The sequence below is a fragment of the Methylobacterium gregans genome (assembly GCF_022179245.1).
GTDB lineage: Bacteria > Pseudomonadota > Alphaproteobacteria > Rhizobiales > Beijerinckiaceae > Methylobacterium > Methylobacterium gregans.
Map to the genome: position 1 here is coordinate 1 of NZ_BPQM01000111.1, position 20,189 is coordinate 20,189.

Genomic DNA, 20,189 nt, shown 5'->3' on the forward strand with positions numbered 1-20,189 from the left:
ACGGTGGCCAGCGTGTCCAGCCCGTGCTCGGCCGCTCCTTTAGCGTCGCCGATCAGCACGATGCGCCCGCCGCGGGCGGCCACCTCCTGCATGTTCGACACCGTCTTCTCGAACACCCCGTCGTGGGGCGCGATCACGATCACCGGCACGCTCTCGTCGATCAGCGCGATCGGACCGTGCTTCAGCTCGCCCGCCGCGTAGCCCTCCGCGTGGATGTAGCTGATCTCCTTCAGCTTCAGCGCGCCCTCCAGCGCCATCGGGTAGCTGGTGCCCCGGCCCAGATACAGCACGTCGCGCGCCCGCGAGACCTCGCGCGCCAGCCCCTCGATCTCGCCCTCGCGCGTCAGCGCCTCGGCCATCAGCCCCGGCACCGTGATCAGCGCGTCGATGAGCGCCCGCTCCCGCTCCGCCGAGAGCACGCCCCGCGCCCGGCCCGCATGGATCGCCAGACACAGCAGCACGGTCAGCTGGCACGAGAACGCCTTGGTCGAGGCCACCCCGATCTCGGGGCCGGCCAGCGTCGGCAGCACCGCGGAGGATTCGCGCGCGATGGTCGAGCTCGGCACGTTGACCACGCTGAGCGTGTGCTGGCCCTGGGCCTTGGCGTAGCGCAGGCTCGCCAGCGTGTCGGCGGTCTCGCCCGATTGCGAGATCACCAGGGTCAGCCCGTCCCGCTCCAGCGGCGCCTCGCGGTAGCGCGCCTCCGAGGCGACGTCGATCTCCACGGGCAGCCGGGCCAGGCTCTCGAACCAGTATCGGGCCACCAGCCCCGCGTAGTAGGCGGTGCCGCAGGCGGTGATCGAGAGGCGCGAGAGCTTGGCGAAGTCGAAGGGCAGGGGCTCGGGCAGCGCCACCCGCCCCTGGGCGAGATCGACGTAGTGGCTGAGGGTGCGGCCCACCACCTCCGGCTGCTCGTGGATCTCCTTGGCCATGAAGTGGCGGTGGTTGCCCTTGTCGATGCGGTAGGCCTGGGTGGCGATGGTCTGGCGCGCCCGCTCGACGACGTGGCCCTGCGCGTCGCGGATCTCGGCGCCGTCGCGGGTGAGGATCGCCCAGTCGCCCTCCTCCAGGTAGGTGAGCGCGTCGGTGAAGGGGGCCAGCGCCAGGGCGTCGGAGCCGAGATACGTCTCGCCCGCGCCGTAGCCGATGGCCAGCGGCGCGCCGTGGCGGGCGCCGATCAGCAGGCCGTCTTCTCCTGAGAAGATGAAGCCCAGCGCGAAGGCGCCGCGCAGGCGGGGCAGGGCGGCGGCGACCGCCTCGACGGGCTTCATCCCCCGGTCCATGTTGCGGCTGACGAGCTGGGCGACGACCTCGGTGTCGGTCTCGGTCTCGAAGCGGACGCCGTCGGCCTCGAGCTCCTGCTTGAGCGCGCGGAAGTTCTCGATGATGCCGTTGTGGACGACGGCGAGCCGGGCGGTGGCGTGGGGGTGGGCGTTGGTCTCGTTGGGGCGCCCGTGGGTGGCCCAGCGGGTATGGCCGATGCCGGTGGCGCCGGGCAGCGGGCGCTCGACGAGCCGGGCCTGCAGGTTGACGAGCTTGCCCTCGGCCCGCCGCCGGTCCAGCCGCCCCTCCGAGACCGTGGCCAGACCCGCCGAGTCGTAGCCGCGGTACTCAAGCCGACGCAGGGCCTCCGTCATGCGGTCGGCGACCACGTCACGCCCCACCATTCCCACGATGCCGCACATGGCCGGCCGCTCCCTATCCGCGCTGATCGGGCTTTGGGCGCCTCAGGAGCGCCCGAGCTCCGGGAAGCCGTCCCGCTGCGCACACCGGCGCAGCGGGCGTTCGGTAGAGGCTCCTAGGCGAGGTACCCGGCCCCGTTGCCGAACGTGGCGGTGCTGACGCCCGCGACCTGAACGCTGCCGCCGCCCGAGAGCAGGAGCAGAGCGTCGCCGTCGCCCGCCGTGCCCAGGGTGAAGGTTTGACCCTGCAGGTCGATCCGGTCGCCGTCCGACTCGGAGAACCCGAAGATCAGGTCGTGGGCCGCGTTCGCGCTGAAGCGGTAGAGATCCGCGCCCAGCCCGCCGACGAGGATGTTGTCGCCAAGACCGCCGATGAGGATGTCGTCGCCCTGGCCACCGTAGAGCACGTCGTCGCCCTGGCCGCCGTAGAGTAGATCGTTGCCCTTGTTGCCGTAGACGACGTCGGCGCCGAGATTGCCGTAGACGACGTCGTCGTTCTGACCCCCGAACACGATATCGTTGCCCTGGCCGCCATAGAGCGTGTCGGCTCCCTGGTTGCCGTAGACGACATCGTTGCCCTGGTTGCCGTAGGCGACGTCGGCCCCGATGTTTCCGAACAGTCTGTCGTCACCCTGGCCGCCGGCGACACTGTCGTTGCCTTGCCCGCCGTAGAGCGTATCCGCGCCGCCGCCGCCCGCGAGGCTGTCGTCGTCCTGATTGCCGTAGATCAGGTCCGCTCCGCCGGCGCCGATGAAGGTGTCGTTGCCCGCGCCGAGGCTGAGCCGGTCGTCGCCACCCGTTCCGTAGAGCACGTCGCTGCCGGCGGTCGGGCCAGGGGGAACGGTGCCGCCTCCGCCTCCGCCGCCTCCACCTCCGCCGCCACCTCCCCCACCGCCCGGTGCGGGCGTGTCGATGCCCGTGAGGGTCAGGGTTTCGGTCTGCCGGACAGACAGGCCGGCCGGATCGACAATGTCGTAGGCGAGCATGATCGTCTGCGTCGCGCCCGCGGCGAGCGGGGTGAAGGCCGCGTTGCCCGGATCGACCAGCAGGATGTACCCGTTGGGATCGTAGCTCACCCCGGCAGGCGGCGTCGCGCTCGCCGCACCCGTCCCCAGCGTGTAGGTCAGGTTCGTGAGGGCGAGCTTGGCCGTCTCGCCATCGTCCGGATCGGTCGCGCCGGCGAGGAGGAGGAACTGCGCCGGCGCAGCGCCCTCGATGAGGCTGGCGGTGAGCGCGTTGGCAACGCTCGGCGCATCGTTGGTGCCGGCAATGGTGAAGGTCGCGCTCTGGCCCACGCTTCCGCCGTGGCCGTCAGAGATCGTGTAGCTCGCCGTCACCGTCTCCGTAGTGCCCACTGCCAGATGATCGAAGAGCGCGCTCCGCGGGTCGAGCGTGAGCGTGTGCGCGGTCGGGTCGTAACTGAGACCGGCTGCCGCGGCGTCGGCGACCGTCGCGGAGCCGAGCTTGTAGGCAAGACCGCTGACCGCCAGCACGTCACCCGCGTTCGGGTCGCTCGCGCCCTGAAGAAGGTCGAGCGTTCTGGGTTGCTCACCCTCGGCGACGCTCGCCGTCAGCGCCTGAGCGACCGTCGGCGGCTGGTTCGGCGGTGCGGTCGCCTTCTGCTTGATCGAGACCTCGTGGCTGCCGAGCCCCTTCAGGTTGATGCTCAGCGTGTCGCCGCTCTGGGTGTAGGCGAGGTCCGTCCCAGCCTTGCTCGCCACCTCAACGTTCTGGCCGATCGAATCCTTCAGATTGACGATGTAGGCTCCCTCACCGATGACCGTGAAGTCCAGGTTCGTGCCGTCGCCCGTCGCGCTGACGAGTTCGGCGCGGTCGGCGATCTTGCTCAGATGCGTGACGTCGTCGGCTGTCGTCCCGAGATTGATCGTGAAGGTGCCGCCATCCCGGTCGGCGAACACGCTGTTCGCGTCGTAGGCGTACCAGCTGGCGACGCTCTTGATCGTCGAGCCCGCGCCGAGATCGAGGGCGAACTTGCCTGAATCCGTCGAGTTCAGCTTGGCCGTGACGGCGTTCGCGGCGGTGTCGTAGGTGTAGGTCAGGTCCGAGGCGTCGTAGGAGGCGACGCGCTGCGCCAGGTCGCTCAGGGTCACGAACTCCGAGCCGAACTGGTAGGCGCGGGCGATGAAGTCGGTGAACATCTGCGTCGTGTAGTTCGACGCGGTGGGATCCACCGGCCAACCCGTCGGGCCGTAATCGTGCCAGGGCCAGACCACGACCGGCAGCTCGGAATGGGCCGTGTTCGTGTTCCACTCGCTCTCCCACACCGCTCCGGCCTGCGTCGCGTTGAGGCCTTTGAAGCCGACGAGGGTGAAGTCGAAGGACATGTTCGGGGCGATGTAGACCTTCGGGTCGTCGGGGGTCAGGTGTCCGATCGCGCCGGGATAGCCCGCGCCGACGAGCGCCGCGCCACCGGTGATGTAGTTGTAGTACTGCTGGATATCTTTCGACGTCGTCAGGTACTCCGGCATGCCGGGGACCGCGGCGCCGGTCACCGGAACCTTGAGGTTCGCCTCGATCGTGCTCTTCGAGCCCTGAAACTCGGCCTTGATCTGATCGGACGACAGAAGGTTGGTATCGTCCGGGTGCGTGACCGAGTGGGACCCGATCTCATTGCCCATGGCGAGCAGCGAATCGTAGTACTTCGCCTTGGCGTAGTCCCAGTCGGTCGAGCCGTTCGCATCCGTGCTGTCCCCGGTGTCGATGTAGTAGGAGCCGACGAAGTTGTAGTCGGCTTTCCACTGCGACAGGATGGGCAGGAGCTTGTCGTAGATCCCCGACCCGCCGTCCGGCCGGACATCGCTCAGCTCCTTGGCCTGATCCATGTCGGTCCGCGACGCGACGATGGCGTTCCCGCGGCTCATGCGCAGGTCGAGGCTCGGCCCGCTCGCCGGATCGACGACGTAGTCGATCGCCTGCTGCAGCATGTTGTTGTCGCCGAGCAGGCTCTCGTTGGCGAAGTGGACGTTCTTGCCGCCCGTGAGAGTCGCGACGACGGCGTCGTGCGTGCCCCCTGTCACGGTCTGCGTCGCGAGCACGGTCGGTGCCGTGCCGTCCGCGCTTCCATACCAGGACGTGCTCATCGACGCGTAGTCCCGGACGAGCTCGTTCGCCTGGTAGCCGGTGAAGCCCGATCCTGTCGCGTTGACCCTGACCGACTCCGCGGTGCTCGTCCCGCCCGCTCGCGTCAGGTCGAGCAGGGTCTTCATCCGGATGTAGGGATCGGCACCCAACGGCGCGCCCGCCGCATCGTTGGTCATGAAGTCGCCGGCCGTGATCAGGCCGACATTGTACTGCGTGACGGCGGTGGTGAGCGCGCTCTGGATCGCGTCAACGTCGCCGGCGGCGACGTTCCGGAACGATGGGAAGACCAGCGCGTCGTAGCCCGAGATCTTGCTGATGTTCTTCAGGTCGGCCTCTGACAGGACATCGAAGGACACGCCCGCGGCGGTCGCCTGATTCTGGGCCGCCATGAAAAGCTGGGAATAGGCCGTCTGTCCGGCCGCGGTCCCGCCGAAATACTGGCTGGCGGACGTGGCGGAGTAGACGATGCCGATCTTCTGCGCCCGGGCGCCCGGCGCGGGCAGCGTCGCGGGATCGTTGATCCGGTACGTCGTCGCCGCGAAGTTGCTCGGCAGAGAAGCGCCGCTGTTGGCGAAGACCTTCAGGTCGAGTCCCGGCTGATCATCCGTGATCATCGTGCGTGGGATCGCGAACTCGATCGTGTTCGTGGCCGCGTCGATCTTGTAGTCGGTGATCGGCCCGACATAGCCGGCGTTTCCGGTGGTCGGGATGGTCGATGCATCGTACAGATAGGGTAGGCCGCTCGATAGGGTTGCGTAGTATTCCGCACCCGTCGCGGCGCCGGAGAAGGATTGGTAACCCGTATTGCTGTTCTGGTCCGTGTTAAGCCAGAAGACCGGCGCGCCGTCAGTCAGCGCGACCGCGCTCTGAAACCCGATCACGTAGGAGGCTTGCGCCGGATCCGTCGACCCGTCGCGGTTCTCCAGCGTGCCGTAAAGTCGATACCCGGTGGTGCTCGTGCCCGGCAGATCGAGGCGCTCCGACGAGGCCCAGTCGTTCAGATTGCCGTCTAATGTATGTGCCATGACGAGCCCTCGTGAGCTGCTTGCCGTGCTGCATCAGCAACGAAGTCGGAGTGCATCGAGGGATCTGCTGTATTTGCAGATAGGTCCATGCGACGCTTCAATTGTCGCAATATTTCCAACGTGTCTCGTCTGCGTCAATCGTCCTAGCGGTAGTACTCCCCGATACCTATTTCGAATACTGGAGTGCCACGTCCGAACCATCATAAGGTCGGGCCTGGGATGATGCGCTCGCAGTGACGCTTCGCCGGGCTCGGACCCGGCCCCTCGCGCCCGCCTCCGCAGGTCCGCAGCGGGGGCTTTCCCGAGGCTGAGGTGGCAACGGATGGTGGGATCGACGCGCACCGGTCCGGATCAGCGCCCAACCCGAGCGCGCCGTGGCCGCCTCGCCCTCGTGCTGGCGGTCGTGGGATCCCTCTGTCTGGCGGCCCCGTGTCCGTCGCCGGCCTGCGCGGCGGAGAGCGGGGATGGGGAGCCCATCGCGCGCACGTTACTCGCCCTCTACGACGGCGCGCGCGAGCCCGATCCGGCCGATACCCGCGTCCACCGCTACGCGGAAGCCGTCCTCAACCATCTCGGCTTCGTCGTGGCCTATCACGACATCCGCGAGCCGCTGCCCGATCCCGAGACCGTGCGCGCCTATGCAGGCCTCCTCACGTGGTTCGCCGCCCCCCCGGCGGCCCGCGGGCGCTACCTCGCCTGGGCCGAGACAGCGGTCCGGTCGGCTCGGAAGCTCATCGTGCTCGGCGCGACGGGCGGCGAGTTCTGGAGCGCCGACATGCGCGGGATCCAGGCGATTCTCGGCGAGATCGGCCTGACGCACGATCGACGGGCGATCGAGGCGACGCTCGGCACGCGCGTCGTCGCGGAGCAGCGCGGCCTCACACGGTTCGAGCGCGCTCCGGACCCGGTGGTGCCGGGCTACGACGTCGTGCATGCCACCGTCCGGGCGGAGGCGGATGTCTGGCTGGAACTCGGTGTGCCGGACCGCGCCGGCGGCGGCACGAGCGTCGCCGTGGCGGTCACGCGGCGCGGCGGCTATGCGGCCGCCGGCTTCGAACTCGCGGAGGATCGGGGTCTCGATCGCGCACGCTGGTTGATCGACCCGTTCGCCTTCTTCGGCCGGATCCTCTCAGCCGATCCCTGGCCCGTCCCCGACGTCACCACCGTGTCGGGCCGCCGCCTCTATTTCAGCCATGTCGAGGGCGATGGCCTCAACGACGTCGTCGGCGAGAGGCAGAGCCGGATGCTCGTGGCCCAGCGCTTCCTCTCCGACATCGTGGAGGCCTATCCCGATCTGCCCTTGACCTTCGGTTTGACGCCGGGCGACCTCGACCCTCGGCTCGGGGGCAACGAGACGCCCCGCGCGCTCGTCGCGCAGATCTGGGGAGCCGCGCAGGTCGAGCCGGCCGTCGCATCGTACACGCGGCCGTTCGACTGGCCCTTCTTCGCGCGCTACAGCCGTGAGCGGGAGATCGCGCGCGCCGCCGCGGCCCGGCACGACCTGCCCGCGGACATCCTGCGCACCGAGGATCCGGATCCGGCCGTGCAGGCGCGCTGGAGCGTGAGCCGGGGACGCGAGTTCCCGCGCCAGTACCTCGCCCGACCCTTCGATCTCGGCACGGAGATCGACACGGCGGCGGACGCCGCCGGGGCCCTGCTGCCGGCCGGCAAGACCCTACGCCTCTATCTGTGGACCGGGAACGCCAAACCCTTCGAGGCGGCGGTCGCGGCCACGCGCCGGCGGCACCTCCTCAACATGAACGGCGGCGAGAGCCGGTTCGATGCCGACTACGCCTCGGTCGCCCATCTGGCGCCGCTCGCGCGCCCGGTCGGGGCGGAACGGCAGATCTACGCGGGCGCCGCGGACGAGATACCGGTCGAGAAGGCGTGGCGCCCGATCCGGACCGGGCTGCGGGGCTTCGCCGCCACGCTCGCGAACACCGGATGGCCGCGCCGTCTGAAGGGTTACAACCTGCATTACCATCTCGCCTCTCTGGCCGATCCGGAGGCGCTTCGGATCGTGCGCGGATACCTGGACGAGGCGCGGACGGCCGCGCTCGCCCCGATCGCGGCCAGCACCTACGCGGCCATGGTGGAGGGTTTCTTCGAGGCCGCGGTCACGCGGCTCGACTCCGGCCGCTGGCGCGTCGCGCGGCGAGGCGCCGTCCAGACGCTCCGCCTCGACGGTGCCGGCGAGCGCCGTGTCGACCTCGGGCGCTCGCGCGGGGTGATGGGGCAGACCCGCTACGCGGACGCGCTCTATCTGGCGCTCGATCCGGCCGTCGAGCCGGTCGAGATCGTTCTGGCCAGCGGACCCGCGGCAGCCGCGGCGCCCGTCAGCCTCGTGGAGAGCCGGTGGCAGCTCGCGCACCTGCAGCGCGACGAGCACGGCTGGCGCTTCGAGGCGCGGGGGTTCGGGGCCGGCACGTTTCGTTGGGAGAACGTGGCCGCCGGACGCTACGACGTGACGGCGCATCGCGCCGGCAAGATGGGCGGCGAGACGGTTTGGCGCGGGGCCGCTGAGGCCGAAGGCGGCGGCCTGGCCTTCACGATCCCGGACGCGGCGGGCACGCCCCTCGACGTCGCGGTCGCGCGCCCACGGATCGAGGCGCGCAATGACTAACGCGCGCCTCCTGCTCCTCCTCGTCCTCGGCGCCGTCGCGACGGCCGCTTACCTCCTCAGCTCGGGACCGGAGGAACGGATCGCCAAGCTCGTGCGTGACGGCCGCATCGGCCGGGCGATCACCGTGGCGGAGGGCGTGCTGGCGCAGGGGCGGGCGACGCCGCGCATGCTGACGACGCTCGCCGGCCTCTACGACGCCGATGGGGATCCGGAGCGTGCCGCCGACCTCCTCGAGATCCATGCTCTGGTCTGGCCGGGGGAGCCGGACGTTCTCGCCTCACTCGCCGCCCTCTACGGACGCTCCGGCAACGCTGAGGAGCATGTCGCGGCGCTCGAGCGCCTCGTCGCGGTCCGGCCCACGCGCGAGACGCTCGCCCGGCTGGCCGCGCTGCATCGGCTGGCCGGCCGGTTCGACGCGGAGTTCACTGTGCTGGATCGTGCCGGGGACGGGGATCTGCTCGCCGCGGGCGACCGGGAGCGGCTGGCCCAGATCCTTATCCAGCGCGGCCGGCCGCGGCGCGCCGCCGAGATTCTGACCCGGGCCGAGGACCAGTCCGGCGGCCAAGGCGAGCGGGGCCGGATGCTCCTGTTCGAGGTCCTTCTGGAGACGGGGGCAACCGCGGAGGCGGGCCGGCGAGCCGCGGACTGGCTGGCCGAGTGGCGCAAGCCCTGGCTGGCGGACACCCTGCTCCTGCGGCTGGCGCCCGTGGCGTCCGCCGAGACGACCCTCGCCCTCGCCCGGACGGCCATCCGGCTCTTCCCGGACACCCGCTTCTATCTCGCCAAGCGCCTCGCCGAGCAGGGGCACGGCGCGCTCGCGCACGACCTTGTGCGCGGCTGGCCGGATCCCGCCTCGGCGCTCACCGAGCGCGAGATCGGCGGCTATGTCGCGGTGGCCCACGCGAGCGGGGATCTGGGGCTGCTCCGGTCGGCGATCGCCGCCCTGGGACGGGCCGGCTTCGAGGAGCAGGCGATCCTCGCCGAGGCCATCGCTCAGACCTACAGCCTTCCCGTTCTGGCCGCGGCCTGGCCCGATCTTCCGGCCGAGGCGCTGCTGCGCCGGCCCCTGCTCGGGGTGCGTCTCGCGCGCCTAGCGCGGCGGGACGACCTCGTTCTCTGGCTCGCGCGGAGCGCCGATCTCGGCGCGCTGCGCCCCGGCGAGCGCGCGGCCTGGCTCTCGGTGCTGCGCGCCGCGTGCGGGCCTTTCGCGGCCTTCGAGATCTTGGACCGGCACCACCGCCGCGGCGAGCTTCCGGGCAGTTTCCTGGCCGCCTACCGGCAGCTTGCCGCGCAGGTCGGCGCGCCGGACCGGCGGCAGCGTGACCTCGTGAGCATCAGCGATGGCGACAGACATGTCCGCTGAGGTGGTCAAGCCCCGCCGGTTCAGGCTGCACGGCCTGCACGAGACCGCGCTGATCTTCCTCGTGCTGCTCGGCATCGAGTGGATCGCGCCGGGGCCGGCCTTTCTCGCCCGGATCTCCCCGCACCCGTTCTGGATCCCGGTGATCCTGGTCAGCGTCCAGTACGGCCGTGTCAGCGGCCTGGCCGCGGCGGCGCTGGCGACCGCCCTGGCCGGTCTCGCGGGCTGGCCCGCGCAGACGCCGCAGGAAGATTTCTATACCTACTCGCTGCGCATCTGGCGCGAGCCCGCGCTCTGGATCATCGGTGCCCTTCTCATCGGCGGGTTGCGCAGCCGGCAGATCCGGGACCGGCAGGCCCTTGAGGCAAGTCTTCAACTGGCCGAGGTGCAGCGGAACGCGCTCGGCGGCTTCTGCGAGGCTCTGCAGGCGGAACTCGGCCAGTTCGAGCGCGCGGCGGCGACGGCGCCGGCCGGATCGATCGCGGCCGCGCTGGAGGCCCTGCACACGCTGCGCTGCGGCAGCGGCTCAGAGGCCGCCGAACGCCTGCCGGAGACGCTCGCGGCTTGGTTGGGCGAGGCGCGCTGGTCCCTCCATCTCGCCCGGGACGGAACCCTGCACCGGATCGCCGCGGTGCCGCGGGAGGGCGGTTGCGAGGTGGCCGGTGCCCTGGCCTTGTCCCGGCTCTACGACGTCGCCCGCCGCACGCCGCGCACGCTCAGCGTGTTCGAGGAGCGCGACGCGGAGATCCTCGACGGCGTGGGGATCTTCGCCTGCGCGATCCAGGATCGGTACCGGGCCGGCAGCCTCGGTCTTCTCGTCGTCGAGGCGGTCGAGCCGAGCCGGCTCAGTCCCGCACTTGGTCTCTCGATCGGTCTCGTGGCGGACACGCTCGGAGCGATGTTCGATCAGGCCCGGGCACCGGCCAGAGCGCCGACGGAGGTGCCGTCCGGGGCTCGCGAGTTGGTGGCCCTCGCGGTGGTCGACCGGGCACGGCGCGGCGGGCGAGCTCCGGAGAATGCCGCATGCGCGCGCTAAAGCCGATCGCCCGGATGGGTGGCCTGAGGCCGTTCGGGCTCTTCATCGCCGCCGAGGCGGCCGGCATCGCCGCCGCGACGGCGGGCTTGATCGACGGGGCCTCGCTTCTGATCGGGCACGCACTCTGTCTCGTCGGTGCCGCCGCAGCCGTCCGCGCGGAACGGAGCGGGGAATGCACATTCGCGGTCCTGCTGCTGCTGCTGGCCGCCTGCACGGGCCCGATCGGCCCTGCGGGTCTGCTTCTGGTTCAGTCGGTGCTGACGCGGACCCGGATCTGCACGAACGAGCTCGACGCGTGGTACCGCCGCCTCGCCGGCGACGCGCCGGCCGATCCTTCGGTCATCCTCTACGACCGGCTTCTCGACGGGCGTGCGCGTCGGACGGCGCGGGGCGGGCCCGACCATTTCCCGACCGTCCTGCACGGGGATCTCGTCCGCCAGCAGGCGCTGCTCGGCCTGATCGGCTTGGCCTATCACCCGGATTACCGCCCGATCTTGGCTCAGGCCCTGTGCAGCCAGGAGCCCTCCATTCGCGTCCACGCCGCGGCGGTGTCCGTCAAGCTCAGGGCCCGCGCCCTGGCCGAGTTCAAGCGCGCGCAGGAGACACGGGCGGACGGGCCGGCCGCGGAGCGTTCCGGCTTGGCGCTGCGGCTGCTCGACCTCGCCGATGGCGGATTCCTCGACGCCGAGAGGGCGCGAGCGGCCAGGACACGGGCCCTCGCCCTCGTGGTGGGCGCCAACCCACCCGATGCGGCCGCGCACGACCCGATCGGGCGCCGCGCCCTGGCAGGACTGGAGCGCTGGGAGGCGGCGGTCGCGGATCCGGAGGCGGCCGGTCCCGCGCGCGACCCCGAGGATCTCCGGCTGCGGATGCTCTGCCTGATGCAGTGCGGGCAGGCGCGCGCGCTCCACGCCCTGCTCAGCGCGGGGAATCCCCATGACCCGACGAGACGCGGAGGGCTGCGCCATGTGGCTTGAAGGCCTCCGGCAGGGCCTTCGCCGCCCGCCCGTAGAAGCCCCGGCACCGACGGCCGACATCTGCCTCGTCGTCGAGGGGTGCTACCCCTACGTGCCCGGCGGCGTCTCGACCTGGGTGGATTGGCTGATCAAGGGCAATCCGGATCTGACCTTCGCCATCGTCGCGCTCGTGGCGGACCCGTCGCCGCGCGAGATCCGCTACACGCTCCCCGCCAACGTCGTCCGCTTCGAGAGCTTGCCGCTGACCGTGCCGCTCGACGCACTGCGCTGGCGGGACCGCGCGCCGCCGGCCGTCGAGATCGCGCTGGCCGATACCCTCGTCGCTCTCGTGAACGGCGGCGGCCTGGCCGCCCTGCGCGACCTCGTGCAGCTCATCCGGGACCCGGCCAACCACCTCTCGCTCGGTGCGCTGATGGCCTCGCAGCTCTCCTGGCGCCTGGCCTCTGCCACCTACGAGCGCCTGATGCCGCACGCCTCGTTCCTGCACTTCTTCTGGGCCTGGCGCGCGCTGTTCGGCGGCCTGTTCGCCGTCGTGACGGCCCCGCTGCCGCCGGCCCGGGTCTACCACACGATCTCGACCGGCTATGCCGGGCTCTTCGCCGCCCGGGCGGCCCTCGAGACCGGAGCTCCGACGCTCATCACAGAGCACGGCATCTACACCAACGAGCGCCGGGTCGAGATCCTGATGGCGGAGTGGATCTGCGACACGGTCGACAAGGGGATCAGCCTCCAGGACGAGCGCGTGGACCTCCGCGACATCTGGATCCGGACCTTCGAGGCACACGCCCTCGTCTGCTACCAGGCCTGCGCCCGCATCCTCACCCTGTACGAGGACAACCAGCGGCTTCAGCGCGCCCTGGGGGCGCCGCAGGACCGCCTCGCGGTGATCCCGAACGGGATCGATCTGGCCCGCTTCGCGAGCGTCGCGCCCGTCGGGGCGAACGCGCCGCCCACCGTCGCCCTGATCGGACGCGTCGTCCCGATCAAGGACGTCAAATCCTTCATCGACGCGGTCGCGCTCATCCGCCGGAACGTGCCGGGGCTGCGCGCGCTCGTTCTCGGACCGACGGACGAGGACCCGCAATATTTCGAGGAGTGCTGCCGGCGCGTCGCCGAGCACGCGCTGGAGGAGACCCTCACCTTCACCGGACCGGTGAACATCGTCGCCTACATGTCGCAGATCCACGTGGTGGTCCTGACGAGCCTCAGCGAAGCGCAGCCCCTCGTCATTCTGGAAGCGGGCGCCGCCGGCATCCCGACCGTCGCGACCGATGTCGGGGCCTGCCGCGAGATGATCGAGGGCCGCGCCGACGAGGCGCCGCGGCTCGGGCCGGGCGGCGAGGTCACGCGCCTCGTCGATCCGCAGCAGACCGCCGAGGCCGTCGCGGGCCTGTTGCAGAACGAGCCCAGGCGGCGCGCCTGCGGCGAGGCCATGCGGGCCCGGGTCCGGCAGTCGTACAGCTCCGCCGACGCGCTCGCGGCCTACGCGCGAACCTATGCGGCGTTTCTGGACGGGAGCGGGAGCTAGGCGATGGCCGGCATCGGATTCGAGCTGCGGCGCCTGAGCCGCCGCGACCAGCTCCTGGGCCCGATGGCGGCCGTCGCGCACGCCGCCCTGATCGCGGCCGGCCCCTGGCTCTACACGATCCTGGCGATCTTCCTCATCAGCGCGGTCGCCGGGCCGGTCGTGGGTGCCGACGCGACCGCGACCTTCCGGGTCCTGCTCATCTACATCTTCTCGCTCTCGCTCGTCGCCACGGCACCGGTCATCATGATCGGCACGCGGGTGCTGGCCGACGCGCTGCACCGCCGCCACTACGCCGATATCCGCGGCCTCTACTGCGCCACGCTGGTCGGTTGCGCCGCCGCGACGCTGGCTCTCTCGGCCCTCGTCCTCGTCGGCCTCTCCGAGGTCCGGGCGGAGGCCGCGCTCGTCGGCATCGCGGGCGCGCAGCTGGTCGGCATGCTCTGGACCGCGCTCGCCTTCTGCGGCGCGGTGCGCGACTACCGGCACATCACGCTCGCCTTCGCGCTGGGCCTCGCGGCCGGGGCGGGGCTCGCGATCGGCGCAGCCTATCTCCGGCTCGGGCCGGTCGCGATGGCGGCCGGCGTGTGCTGCGGCTTCCTGATCATCTTCCTCTGGCTGACGGCACGCTTCCTGGCGACCTTCCCCGAGCCCTGCGCGAGCCTGGGGCCGGCGCGCGCCGCGCTCCTCGACCGCCTGCGCGCCAGCCCGGCCCTCGCGGTCGGCGCGCTCGCGAGCGCGGTCGGCGTCTGGGCGGACAAGTGGGTCGTCTGGAATGGCCGGTTCGGCGAGCGCGTCGATGCCGGTCTCGTCCACGCGCCGCTCTACGACAGCCCCATGTTCGTCGCCAGCCTGACCGTCATCCCGGCCCTGGCGCTCTTCGTCACGAGCCTGGAGACGAGCTTCTTCGAGAGCTACCACGCCTATTTCCGAGCGATCGAGCGCCACGCGACGCTGCGGCGGATCGAGGAGCGCGTGCGTGCGATGGAGGCGGAGACGCTGCGCACCCTCGTCGGGATCATGACCGTGCAGATCACGCTCTGCCTGATCGTGTTGCAGACCGCCCCGATGCTGATACAGGTCTTCAATCTGCAGTTCCAGCAGATCGACATCCTGCGCATGGGCTCGATCGGAGCCCTGTTCCAGTTCCTCTTTATCGTCAGCACGACGATCATCGCCTTCTTCGATGCGACGCGCCTCTACGCCGCGCTTCACCTGCTCTTCACGGCCTGCCTGATCGGCGCGACGGCCCTGGTCTCGTCCTCGCGGTTGGAGACGCTGGCGCTCGGCTACATGAGCACCTGCATCCTGCTCGGGCTCGCCTCACTCCTCCCGTTCCTGCACGTCCTGCGCACGGTGAACTTCCGCGTCTTCGTCGGGAGCGCCGTCGGGCCGAAGCGCTGAAGCGATGAACCCCGGAGCTCGATCATGACTCAGCACAGACGTCGCGGAAGGCCGGTCCGGTTCGCGGCAGCCGGCATCGCCCTGGTCGCCTCACTCGGCCCGGCCGCGGCCGAGAGCGGCGACCTGCTCCATGTGGGCGACCGCCTGAAGATCACCGTCTACGAAGTCGTCGAGAGCGCGGACCGCTCCGGCGCGGGCGAGCCGCAGGAGGCGGGAGCGCCCCCCGTACAGGCCGCCTACCCGCGCCTCGACCTCTCGGGCGAGTACCTCATCGAGTCGAGCGGGCGCGTGATGCTGCCGCTGATCGGCGCCTTCGACGCCGTCGAGCGCCCGGTTGAAGCGCTGCGGGCCCAAATCGGCGACGCCTTCGTGCGGACCTTCCGGCGCCGTCCGGACATCGCCGTGACCTTCGTGCAGCGCGCGCCCGTCTACGTCGTCGGCGCCGTGCGCAACCCCGGCGCCTTTCCGTTCGCGGCGGGCCTGTTCGTCGCCCAGGCGCTCGCGCTCGCGGGCGGCGACCTGACGAACGCACCGCCCGAGCGCGCGCTGGAAATCGTGCGGAGCCGGGAGCAGCGCGAGGCCGCGCGCGAGCGCCTGAAGGCGCTGCTCGTACGCCGAGCCGTCGCCAAGTCCGAGAGCGAGGGGGCCGCGCTCGCGGCGGACGAGGGCCTGATCAAGCTCGTGGGAGCCGAGACGGCCGCCGGACTGATGAATCGCGAGCAGCGGCTCATCAAGCTGCGTGCCCAGGAGCGGTCGAGCGCACGGACGGTTCAGGAGCGCGCGGTCGCGACCGCCGAGGAGGAGGTCGAACTCCTGAGCCAGCGCCTCGCGAACTACGACGCACAGGTCAAGGCCCGTGGCGACCGGCTCCGGATCATGGAAGGGCTGTTCTCGCGCCAAGTGGTCGAGAACGAGCGCGTCGTCGACATCCGCCGGGACTACGCGGACATGGAGGGGCGGCGGCGGGACATCGAGATCAGCCTGCTGCAGAGCCGGCAGCGCCTGGAGGCCGTCAGGCGCGCCCGCGAACAGGGTGAGCTCGACCGGCGCCTCGCCCTTGAGAACGAGTTCGTTCGGGTCACCGGGGAGCTGCGCGAGGCCGAGCGCGGCTTCGAGGCCGCGACCACGGTGGCGAGCCTTCTCGCCCGCGGGCAGGGGCCCGAAGCGTCCGAGGCCGCCGCGGTCACCTACGACATCCTGCGCCGCCACGGCGGCGGACTGGAGACGCTGCATGTCGGACAGGGGGAGATGCTCGAACCCGGCGACGTCCTGCGGGTGCAGATCGGCCGGCCGAGCGAGGGCGTCGGCAAGGTCGCGGGGAAATGAGGTCGCACGATCGAGGGACGCGAGATGGACACCATGCGCCGCAACCTGCTGTTCTCGGGCTTCGGGGCCCTGACCCTGCTGTCGGGCACGGTCATCGCCCGTGCCCTGTTCCCCGGCGGCCCGAGCGTCGAGATCGGCGGTCGCACGATCCGCCGATGGGGGTGCCAATATCAGAACATCCGGCCCGATTCCGTTGCCGCCAGCAACCTCGATCTCGTCGTTCTAGACCCGATCGTCGAGGGGCAGCCGCTGCGGATCGAGGCGGAGGCGCCGCTCCGGCGCAAGTCCGACGGCGCGCGGCGGCTCGTCCTGGCCTATCTGTGCGTCGGCGAGGCCGAGAGCTACCGCGCCTACTGGCAGGCCGCGTGGCGCGAGACGCCGCCCGCTTGGCTCGGTCCTGAAAACCCCCGCTGGCCGGGCAGCTTCGCGGTGAAGTACTGGCATCCGGACTGGGAGACGCTCCTGCTCGGCCCCGGCGGCGCCCTGGACCGCATCGTCGAGGCCGGCTTCGACGGCGTCTTCCTCGACCGGGTCGATGCCTATGGCGACTGGCCGATGCGAGGACAGGGCGCGCAGCGCGACATGATGGCCCTCGTCGGCCGCCTCGCAGCCGCGGCCCGCACCCGAAGGCCGGATTTCCTCGTGGTCTCCCAGAACGCCGAGCACCTCCTGGTGGACGATGATTTCTGCACGGCGATCGACGCCGTCAGCAAGGAGAGCCTGCTCTACGGGCTGCACGGCCCGAACGTCGCCAACCGGCCGGACGAAACCGCCTGGAGCCTGAACTACCTCCAGAAGGCGCAGGCACGCGGCCTGCCGATCCTCGTGATCGAGTACGTGAGCGAGCCGGATCTGATTGCCCAGGCGCGCGGTCGCCTCGCACGCCTGGGTTTCGTGCCGTTCTTCGGTAGAAGATTGCTGGATGAGCTTCCGGAATCCTGAGATCGGCCCAGTTGCGGCTGCTTCACTGTGATTGTTCAGGGCGCGGAGGCTGGCGACACGACGCTGCTGGCGGACCAGGAAGAGGGGCAAGCGGGGCGGGAAGGATACGCCGCAGCGGAGCGGATCTGGCAGCGCAGCTGCAGCGCCATCCTCGTTGGCCGGCACGGTCGGCACGGAGCGCGGCGTGCCGCGGTGCTGGCCGACGATCCGGCAGGCGTGCCGTTCCAAGAGGCCGTACTTCTCTCGGATCCCGTCCACCGCCTGCCGCCGTCGCTCGGGGGCGAACCAGTTTCCCGAGGCGACGTCCGCCAGCACCTCACCCACCAGGGACGGAGCCTCCACGAGCCGCCGCAGCCGTGTGTTCTCGCGCTCCAAGTCCTTCATCTTCCTGGCTTGATCGATCTTCAGGCCGCCGTACTCCTTGCGCCAGCGTGAGGCACTCTGCTCGGAGATCTCCGCCTCCTTAGCTGAGCCAGGGCCAAGCTCTTGCCCTGAGCCGTCTGCACCTCGATCTGGCGCAGCTTGAGCACGACCTGTTCCGCGCTCGTCTTCTGACCTCCCCACACGTCCCACTCCTTCGGTCCTGGCTGGTCCTCTCAATCAGCCCGGTCCAAAGCCAGCCGGTCAGGTCAATCGACTCATGCGCGGACGCGGGGCGAAACAATCCTGGAGCTGGATCGGCAGAAAATAGGAATTCTGTTCAATGAATATCTAGACGTTTCCGCAGGTGATTTAGACTCGCGCTTCGCGCGTCATAGCCAAGCTGACGAATGCCTTCGTCACGCACGAGCCGCGTGTGGCGGACGGTTTCAGCAAGGAGCTGCTTGAGCCAGGCTGATTTTATAATGCTCTGGATAATAGTCAATCAAAGTAGTGGAAATGAATTGGTTGTCATCAGGTTTTCTCAAGCCTGGCTATGATTTTAACTTCCCAAGACTCAACTAATTCTTTATGCTGTGGCGTTGCCATGATCTGAGTCGCCTTGACTCCGCGTCGCGGCAGATCCTCTCTGCGATTAATTTCTGAATTTATAGCCGTCGCTATGAAGTCAAGAGGATGTTCTTGGAAGCGAAGGACTGAGCATATAGCCACATGTTCTGCGACCGTAAGTTCCAGGTCGTATTTTTTCAACACAATTCTCCATATATTCGGGTATAGGGATTTAACGGATATGCCGACCGCAGATCCAAAGTTCGTATAGATACATATACATGATTTTTGAGTAAATTACTGACAAGTTGTGTATTGTAAAATACATATGTGTGCGGCTTGCCCATATCATAGTTTTCCTCTTATGTAAATAACGATCTAACTTAAATGCTATATTGATATATTGAAATCTCTCTATTTATTGTCAATATACGAATACAATTAGGATTTAAAACCAGTGCGACATTTAGAAATGAGCCGTATTATTGTTAAAAATCGGAACTAGAGTCGATAAACTACGGCACAAATAGGATTTTTTTGTGTATTCACTCGATAAAATCTATCAGTTCGCCCCGTTATGGGTATAGAGTTTTACATAAGAGACCGAAACAATGGCGGATTTTCTCCCCTGCATCAGAGGTGCGGAGGGATCCGGATGAGATGCTGGGGGAACCCGGTCTCGCCGCGCAGACCCGCCCACCAACCGGCAAGCGCAACTCGGAAGTTGCGGACGGCGCCAGCCCGCAGGTATTGGGTCGTGAAGAGCAACGCCATCACGGCAGCCACCGGAAAAGCCAGCGGATAGAAGCGGCGGGTCAGGATGAGGCGGTTGCGCTCGTCAAGAAAGACCGAGAGCGGGGTACGAGCCCGCCGGTCGACGCTTGATCCGATCACCGCGCCGTGATCGTGCAGCACCACCGAGTCGTGCGCGTAGCCCAGACGGAAGGGGCCGCGGCGCAGGCACCAGTCGACCTCCTCAGCATACAGGAAGTAGTCCTCACGCATCGTGCCGACCGTGTCGATATAGGCCCGGCTGACGAACATCGCGGCGCCCGAGACGTAGTGCTGGGCAGTCTCGACTGCCTCGGGATCGACCGGCGCTTCTGATGCGGCACCGAGGCCGATGTTGTAGCCGCGCCCGAGCCAGCGGCGCCAGCGCCCGCCGTAGAGCTGGACCCGGCCCGTGCGCTTGATCACAAGGCGGCTCCCGACGATGCCGTAGCCGCCAGCCTCTGCCCGGTCCCGGACGGCCGCGAGGGCGGTGGATGTCGGCAGCGTATCGGGGTTGAGCACCCAGAGCGCAGACCAGTCCGAGCGCTCCGCGAGCGCGGTGATCATCAGATTGATGGCACCCGCGTAGCCGAGATTGGCTCCGGCCCGATAGAGCCTCACCGCACCGATAGCGCCGGGGCGGTCGGGGCGCAGGATGAGGCTTGCTGCGGCTCCGGGCGGCGCGGCGGGATCGGGTCCCTCCGCGGCGCAGGCAAGCTCGGTGCGAAGCGCCGCCGCGAGTTCCACGAAGGCCTCCGGCCCGCCGTTCTCACAGATGCAGACGGCGCCGACTGGGACGGTGGAGCGATGCAGCTGCGCCAGGCAGGCGCGAATGGCCTCCGTGCAGCGGTAGCCCACGATCGCGACCGCGACATCCTTCATCGGACGATCTCCTGGCTAAGCCCGAAGGCGAGGCGGTGGGCCTCCGCGAAGCGGAGGCCGCGGATGCGCAGGAGCACCAGCACGGCGCCCAGGCGCGTCCGGCGGGCCGGCAGATCCGCGGCCCGAAGGATCCGCCAGGCCTGCGGCAGAGCCGAGAGCAGAACGAGCCAGGCGCGTGCGAGCCAGCGCAACGCCCCGAGGAGGCCGGCCGGGGCGAGCGCGTGCGCCTCGCGGGTCGTGCGCCGCCACTTCCGGGCGAGCTCGTCCCAGCTCCTCCGGGCCGGGTGGGCGACGATGCAGGCGGGGGCGTAGCCCAGGCGGAACCCGAGGGCGCGTGCCCGGTGGCACCACTCGACGTCCTCCGAGACCCCGTTGGCGAAGGGCCCGACCGCGGCGAAGACCCGCCTGGAGACGAACATGTTGGCGGTGACGGTGAACCCCTTCCGGTGGACGTAGAGGTCGTTGCGGAAAGCGAAGACCAGCTCGTAGGCCTCGACCGCGCTCGGCGCGGCGGCGTCCGCCGCGACCACCCGGACGGCGCCGCCCACCACGTCGCTGCGCGCCGGATCGCCGGAAGCGAGCGCAGCCTCGCCCGCGGCGAGAC

12 protein-coding genes and 1 pseudogene are annotated in these 20,189 nt (G+C 69.5%); 8 read left to right on the top strand and 5 right to left on the bottom strand.

The genetic code is table 11. The features are described 5' to 3' along the window. Positions 1-1,685 (bottom strand): glutamine--fructose-6-phosphate transaminase (isomerizing) (glmS, locus tag MFF54_RS20170; RefSeq protein ID WP_238305107.1); only part of this gene is annotated, 1,685 nt, incomplete at its 3' end. A gap of 113 nt (positions 1,686-1,798) precedes the next feature. Then, complete coding sequence (locus MFF54_RS20175; protein WP_238305115.1) at positions 1,799-5,809, bottom strand: polysaccharide deacetylase family protein; 4,011 nt, start codon at positions 5,807-5,809, stop codon at positions 1,799-1,801. Positions 5,810-6,131: 322 nt separating this feature from the next. Between MFF54_RS20175 and MFF54_RS20180 the strand changes: the two genes are divergently transcribed. Genes MFF54_RS20180 through MFF54_RS20215 form a run of 8 tightly spaced genes read left to right on the top strand, consistent with a single transcriptional unit; the run spans position 6,132 to position 17,002 of the window. Then, on the top strand, positions 6,132-8,432 hold the full coding sequence (locus tag MFF54_RS20180) for a polysaccharide deacetylase family protein (protein ID WP_238305124.1): 2,301 nt from the start codon (positions 6,132-6,134) through the stop codon (positions 8,430-8,432). After that, positions 8,425-9,795 (top strand): tetratricopeptide repeat protein, encoded by a 1,371-nt coding sequence (locus tag MFF54_RS20185; protein ID WP_238305132.1) that lies wholly within the window; start codon positions 8,425-8,427, stop codon positions 9,793-9,795. Before MFF54_RS20180 ends, MFF54_RS20185 begins: the two co-directional genes overlap by 8 nt. Then, the gene (locus MFF54_RS20190) at positions 9,785-10,828 is read left to right on the top strand and encodes a hypothetical protein (RefSeq protein ID WP_238305134.1); all 1,044 of its coding nucleotides are present in this window, start codon (positions 9,785-9,787) and stop codon (positions 10,826-10,828) included. The genes MFF54_RS20185 and MFF54_RS20190 overlap by 11 nt, the downstream gene beginning before the upstream one ends. Continuing rightward, positions 10,816-11,805 carry a hypothetical protein gene (locus tag MFF54_RS20195; RefSeq protein WP_238305136.1) on the top strand — a complete coding sequence of 330 codons (990 nt, stop codon included), beginning with the start codon at positions 10,816-10,818 and terminating at the stop codon, positions 11,803-11,805. Before MFF54_RS20190 ends, MFF54_RS20195 begins: the two co-directional genes overlap by 13 nt. After that, entirely contained in the window at positions 11,765-13,333 is a 1,569-nt protein-coding gene (gene pelF, locus MFF54_RS20200; protein ID WP_238305143.1) for a GT4 family glycosyltransferase PelF, read from the top strand. The genes MFF54_RS20195 and pelF overlap by 41 nt, the downstream gene beginning before the upstream one ends. Before the next feature lie 3 nt (positions 13,334-13,336). Continuing rightward, complete coding sequence (gene pelG / locus MFF54_RS20205) at positions 13,337-14,734, top strand: exopolysaccharide Pel transporter PelG (protein WP_238305150.1); 1,398 nt, start codon at positions 13,337-13,339, stop codon at positions 14,732-14,734. 24 nt (positions 14,735-14,758) lie between these two features. Further along, on the top strand, positions 14,759-16,060 hold the full coding sequence (locus MFF54_RS20210; RefSeq protein WP_238305158.1) for a polysaccharide biosynthesis/export family protein: 1,302 nt from the start codon (positions 14,759-14,761) through the stop codon (positions 16,058-16,060). A gap of 24 nt (positions 16,061-16,084) precedes the next feature. Next, complete coding sequence (locus tag MFF54_RS20215; protein ID WP_238305166.1) at positions 16,085-17,002, top strand: MJ1477/TM1410 family putative glycoside hydrolase; 918 nt, start codon at positions 16,085-16,087, stop codon at positions 17,000-17,002. 129 nt (positions 17,003-17,131) lie between these two features. Here MFF54_RS20215 and MFF54_RS20220 read toward each other — a convergent pair. From MFF54_RS20220 to MFF54_RS20230, 3 genes and pseudogenes are all read right to left on the bottom strand, one after another. Continuing rightward, positions 17,132-17,568: pseudogene (locus MFF54_RS20220) on the bottom strand (transposase); the annotation flags it as partial. Between the two features lie 997 nt (positions 17,569-18,565). Further along, positions 18,566-19,585 (bottom strand): glycosyltransferase family protein, encoded by a 1,020-nt coding sequence (locus MFF54_RS20225; RefSeq protein WP_238305168.1) that lies wholly within the window; start codon positions 19,583-19,585, stop codon positions 18,566-18,568. Beyond that, the coding region (locus tag MFF54_RS20230; protein ID WP_283206301.1) for a glycosyltransferase family 2 protein at positions 19,582-20,189 on the bottom strand (608 nt) is incomplete at its 5' end. The genes MFF54_RS20225 and MFF54_RS20230, both read right to left, overlap by 4 nt.

What these genes read in the sequence shown, in the direction of transcription:
- MFF54_RS20175 (WP_238305115.1), bottom strand. Translation starts at nt 5,809, where the DNA reads ATGGCACATACATTAGACGGCAATCTGAACGACTGGGCCTCGTCGGAG.
- MFF54_RS20180 (WP_238305124.1), top strand. Translation starts at nt 6,132, where the DNA reads ATGGTGGGATCGACGCGCACCGGTCCGGATCAGCGCCCAACCCGAGCG.
- MFF54_RS20185 (WP_238305132.1), top strand. Translation starts at nt 8,425, where the DNA reads ATGACTAACGCGCGCCTCCTGCTCCTCCTCGTCCTCGGCGCCGTCGCG.
- MFF54_RS20190 (WP_238305134.1), top strand. Translation starts at nt 9,785, where the DNA reads ATGTCCGCTGAGGTGGTCAAGCCCCGCCGGTTCAGGCTGCACGGCCTG.
- MFF54_RS20195 (WP_238305136.1), top strand. Translation starts at nt 10,816, where the DNA reads ATGCGCGCGCTAAAGCCGATCGCCCGGATGGGTGGCCTGAGGCCGTTC.
- pelF (WP_238305143.1), top strand. Translation starts at nt 11,765, where the DNA reads ATGACCCGACGAGACGCGGAGGGCTGCGCCATGTGGCTTGAAGGCCTC.
- pelG (WP_238305150.1), top strand. Translation starts at nt 13,337, where the DNA reads ATGGCCGGCATCGGATTCGAGCTGCGGCGCCTGAGCCGCCGCGACCAG.
- MFF54_RS20210 (WP_238305158.1), top strand. Translation starts at nt 14,759, where the DNA reads ATGACTCAGCACAGACGTCGCGGAAGGCCGGTCCGGTTCGCGGCAGCC.
- MFF54_RS20215 (WP_238305166.1), top strand. Translation starts at nt 16,085, where the DNA reads ATGGACACCATGCGCCGCAACCTGCTGTTCTCGGGCTTCGGGGCCCTG.
- MFF54_RS20225 (WP_238305168.1), bottom strand. Translation starts at nt 19,585, where the DNA reads ATGAAGGATGTCGCGGTCGCGATCGTGGGCTACCGCTGCACGGAGGCC.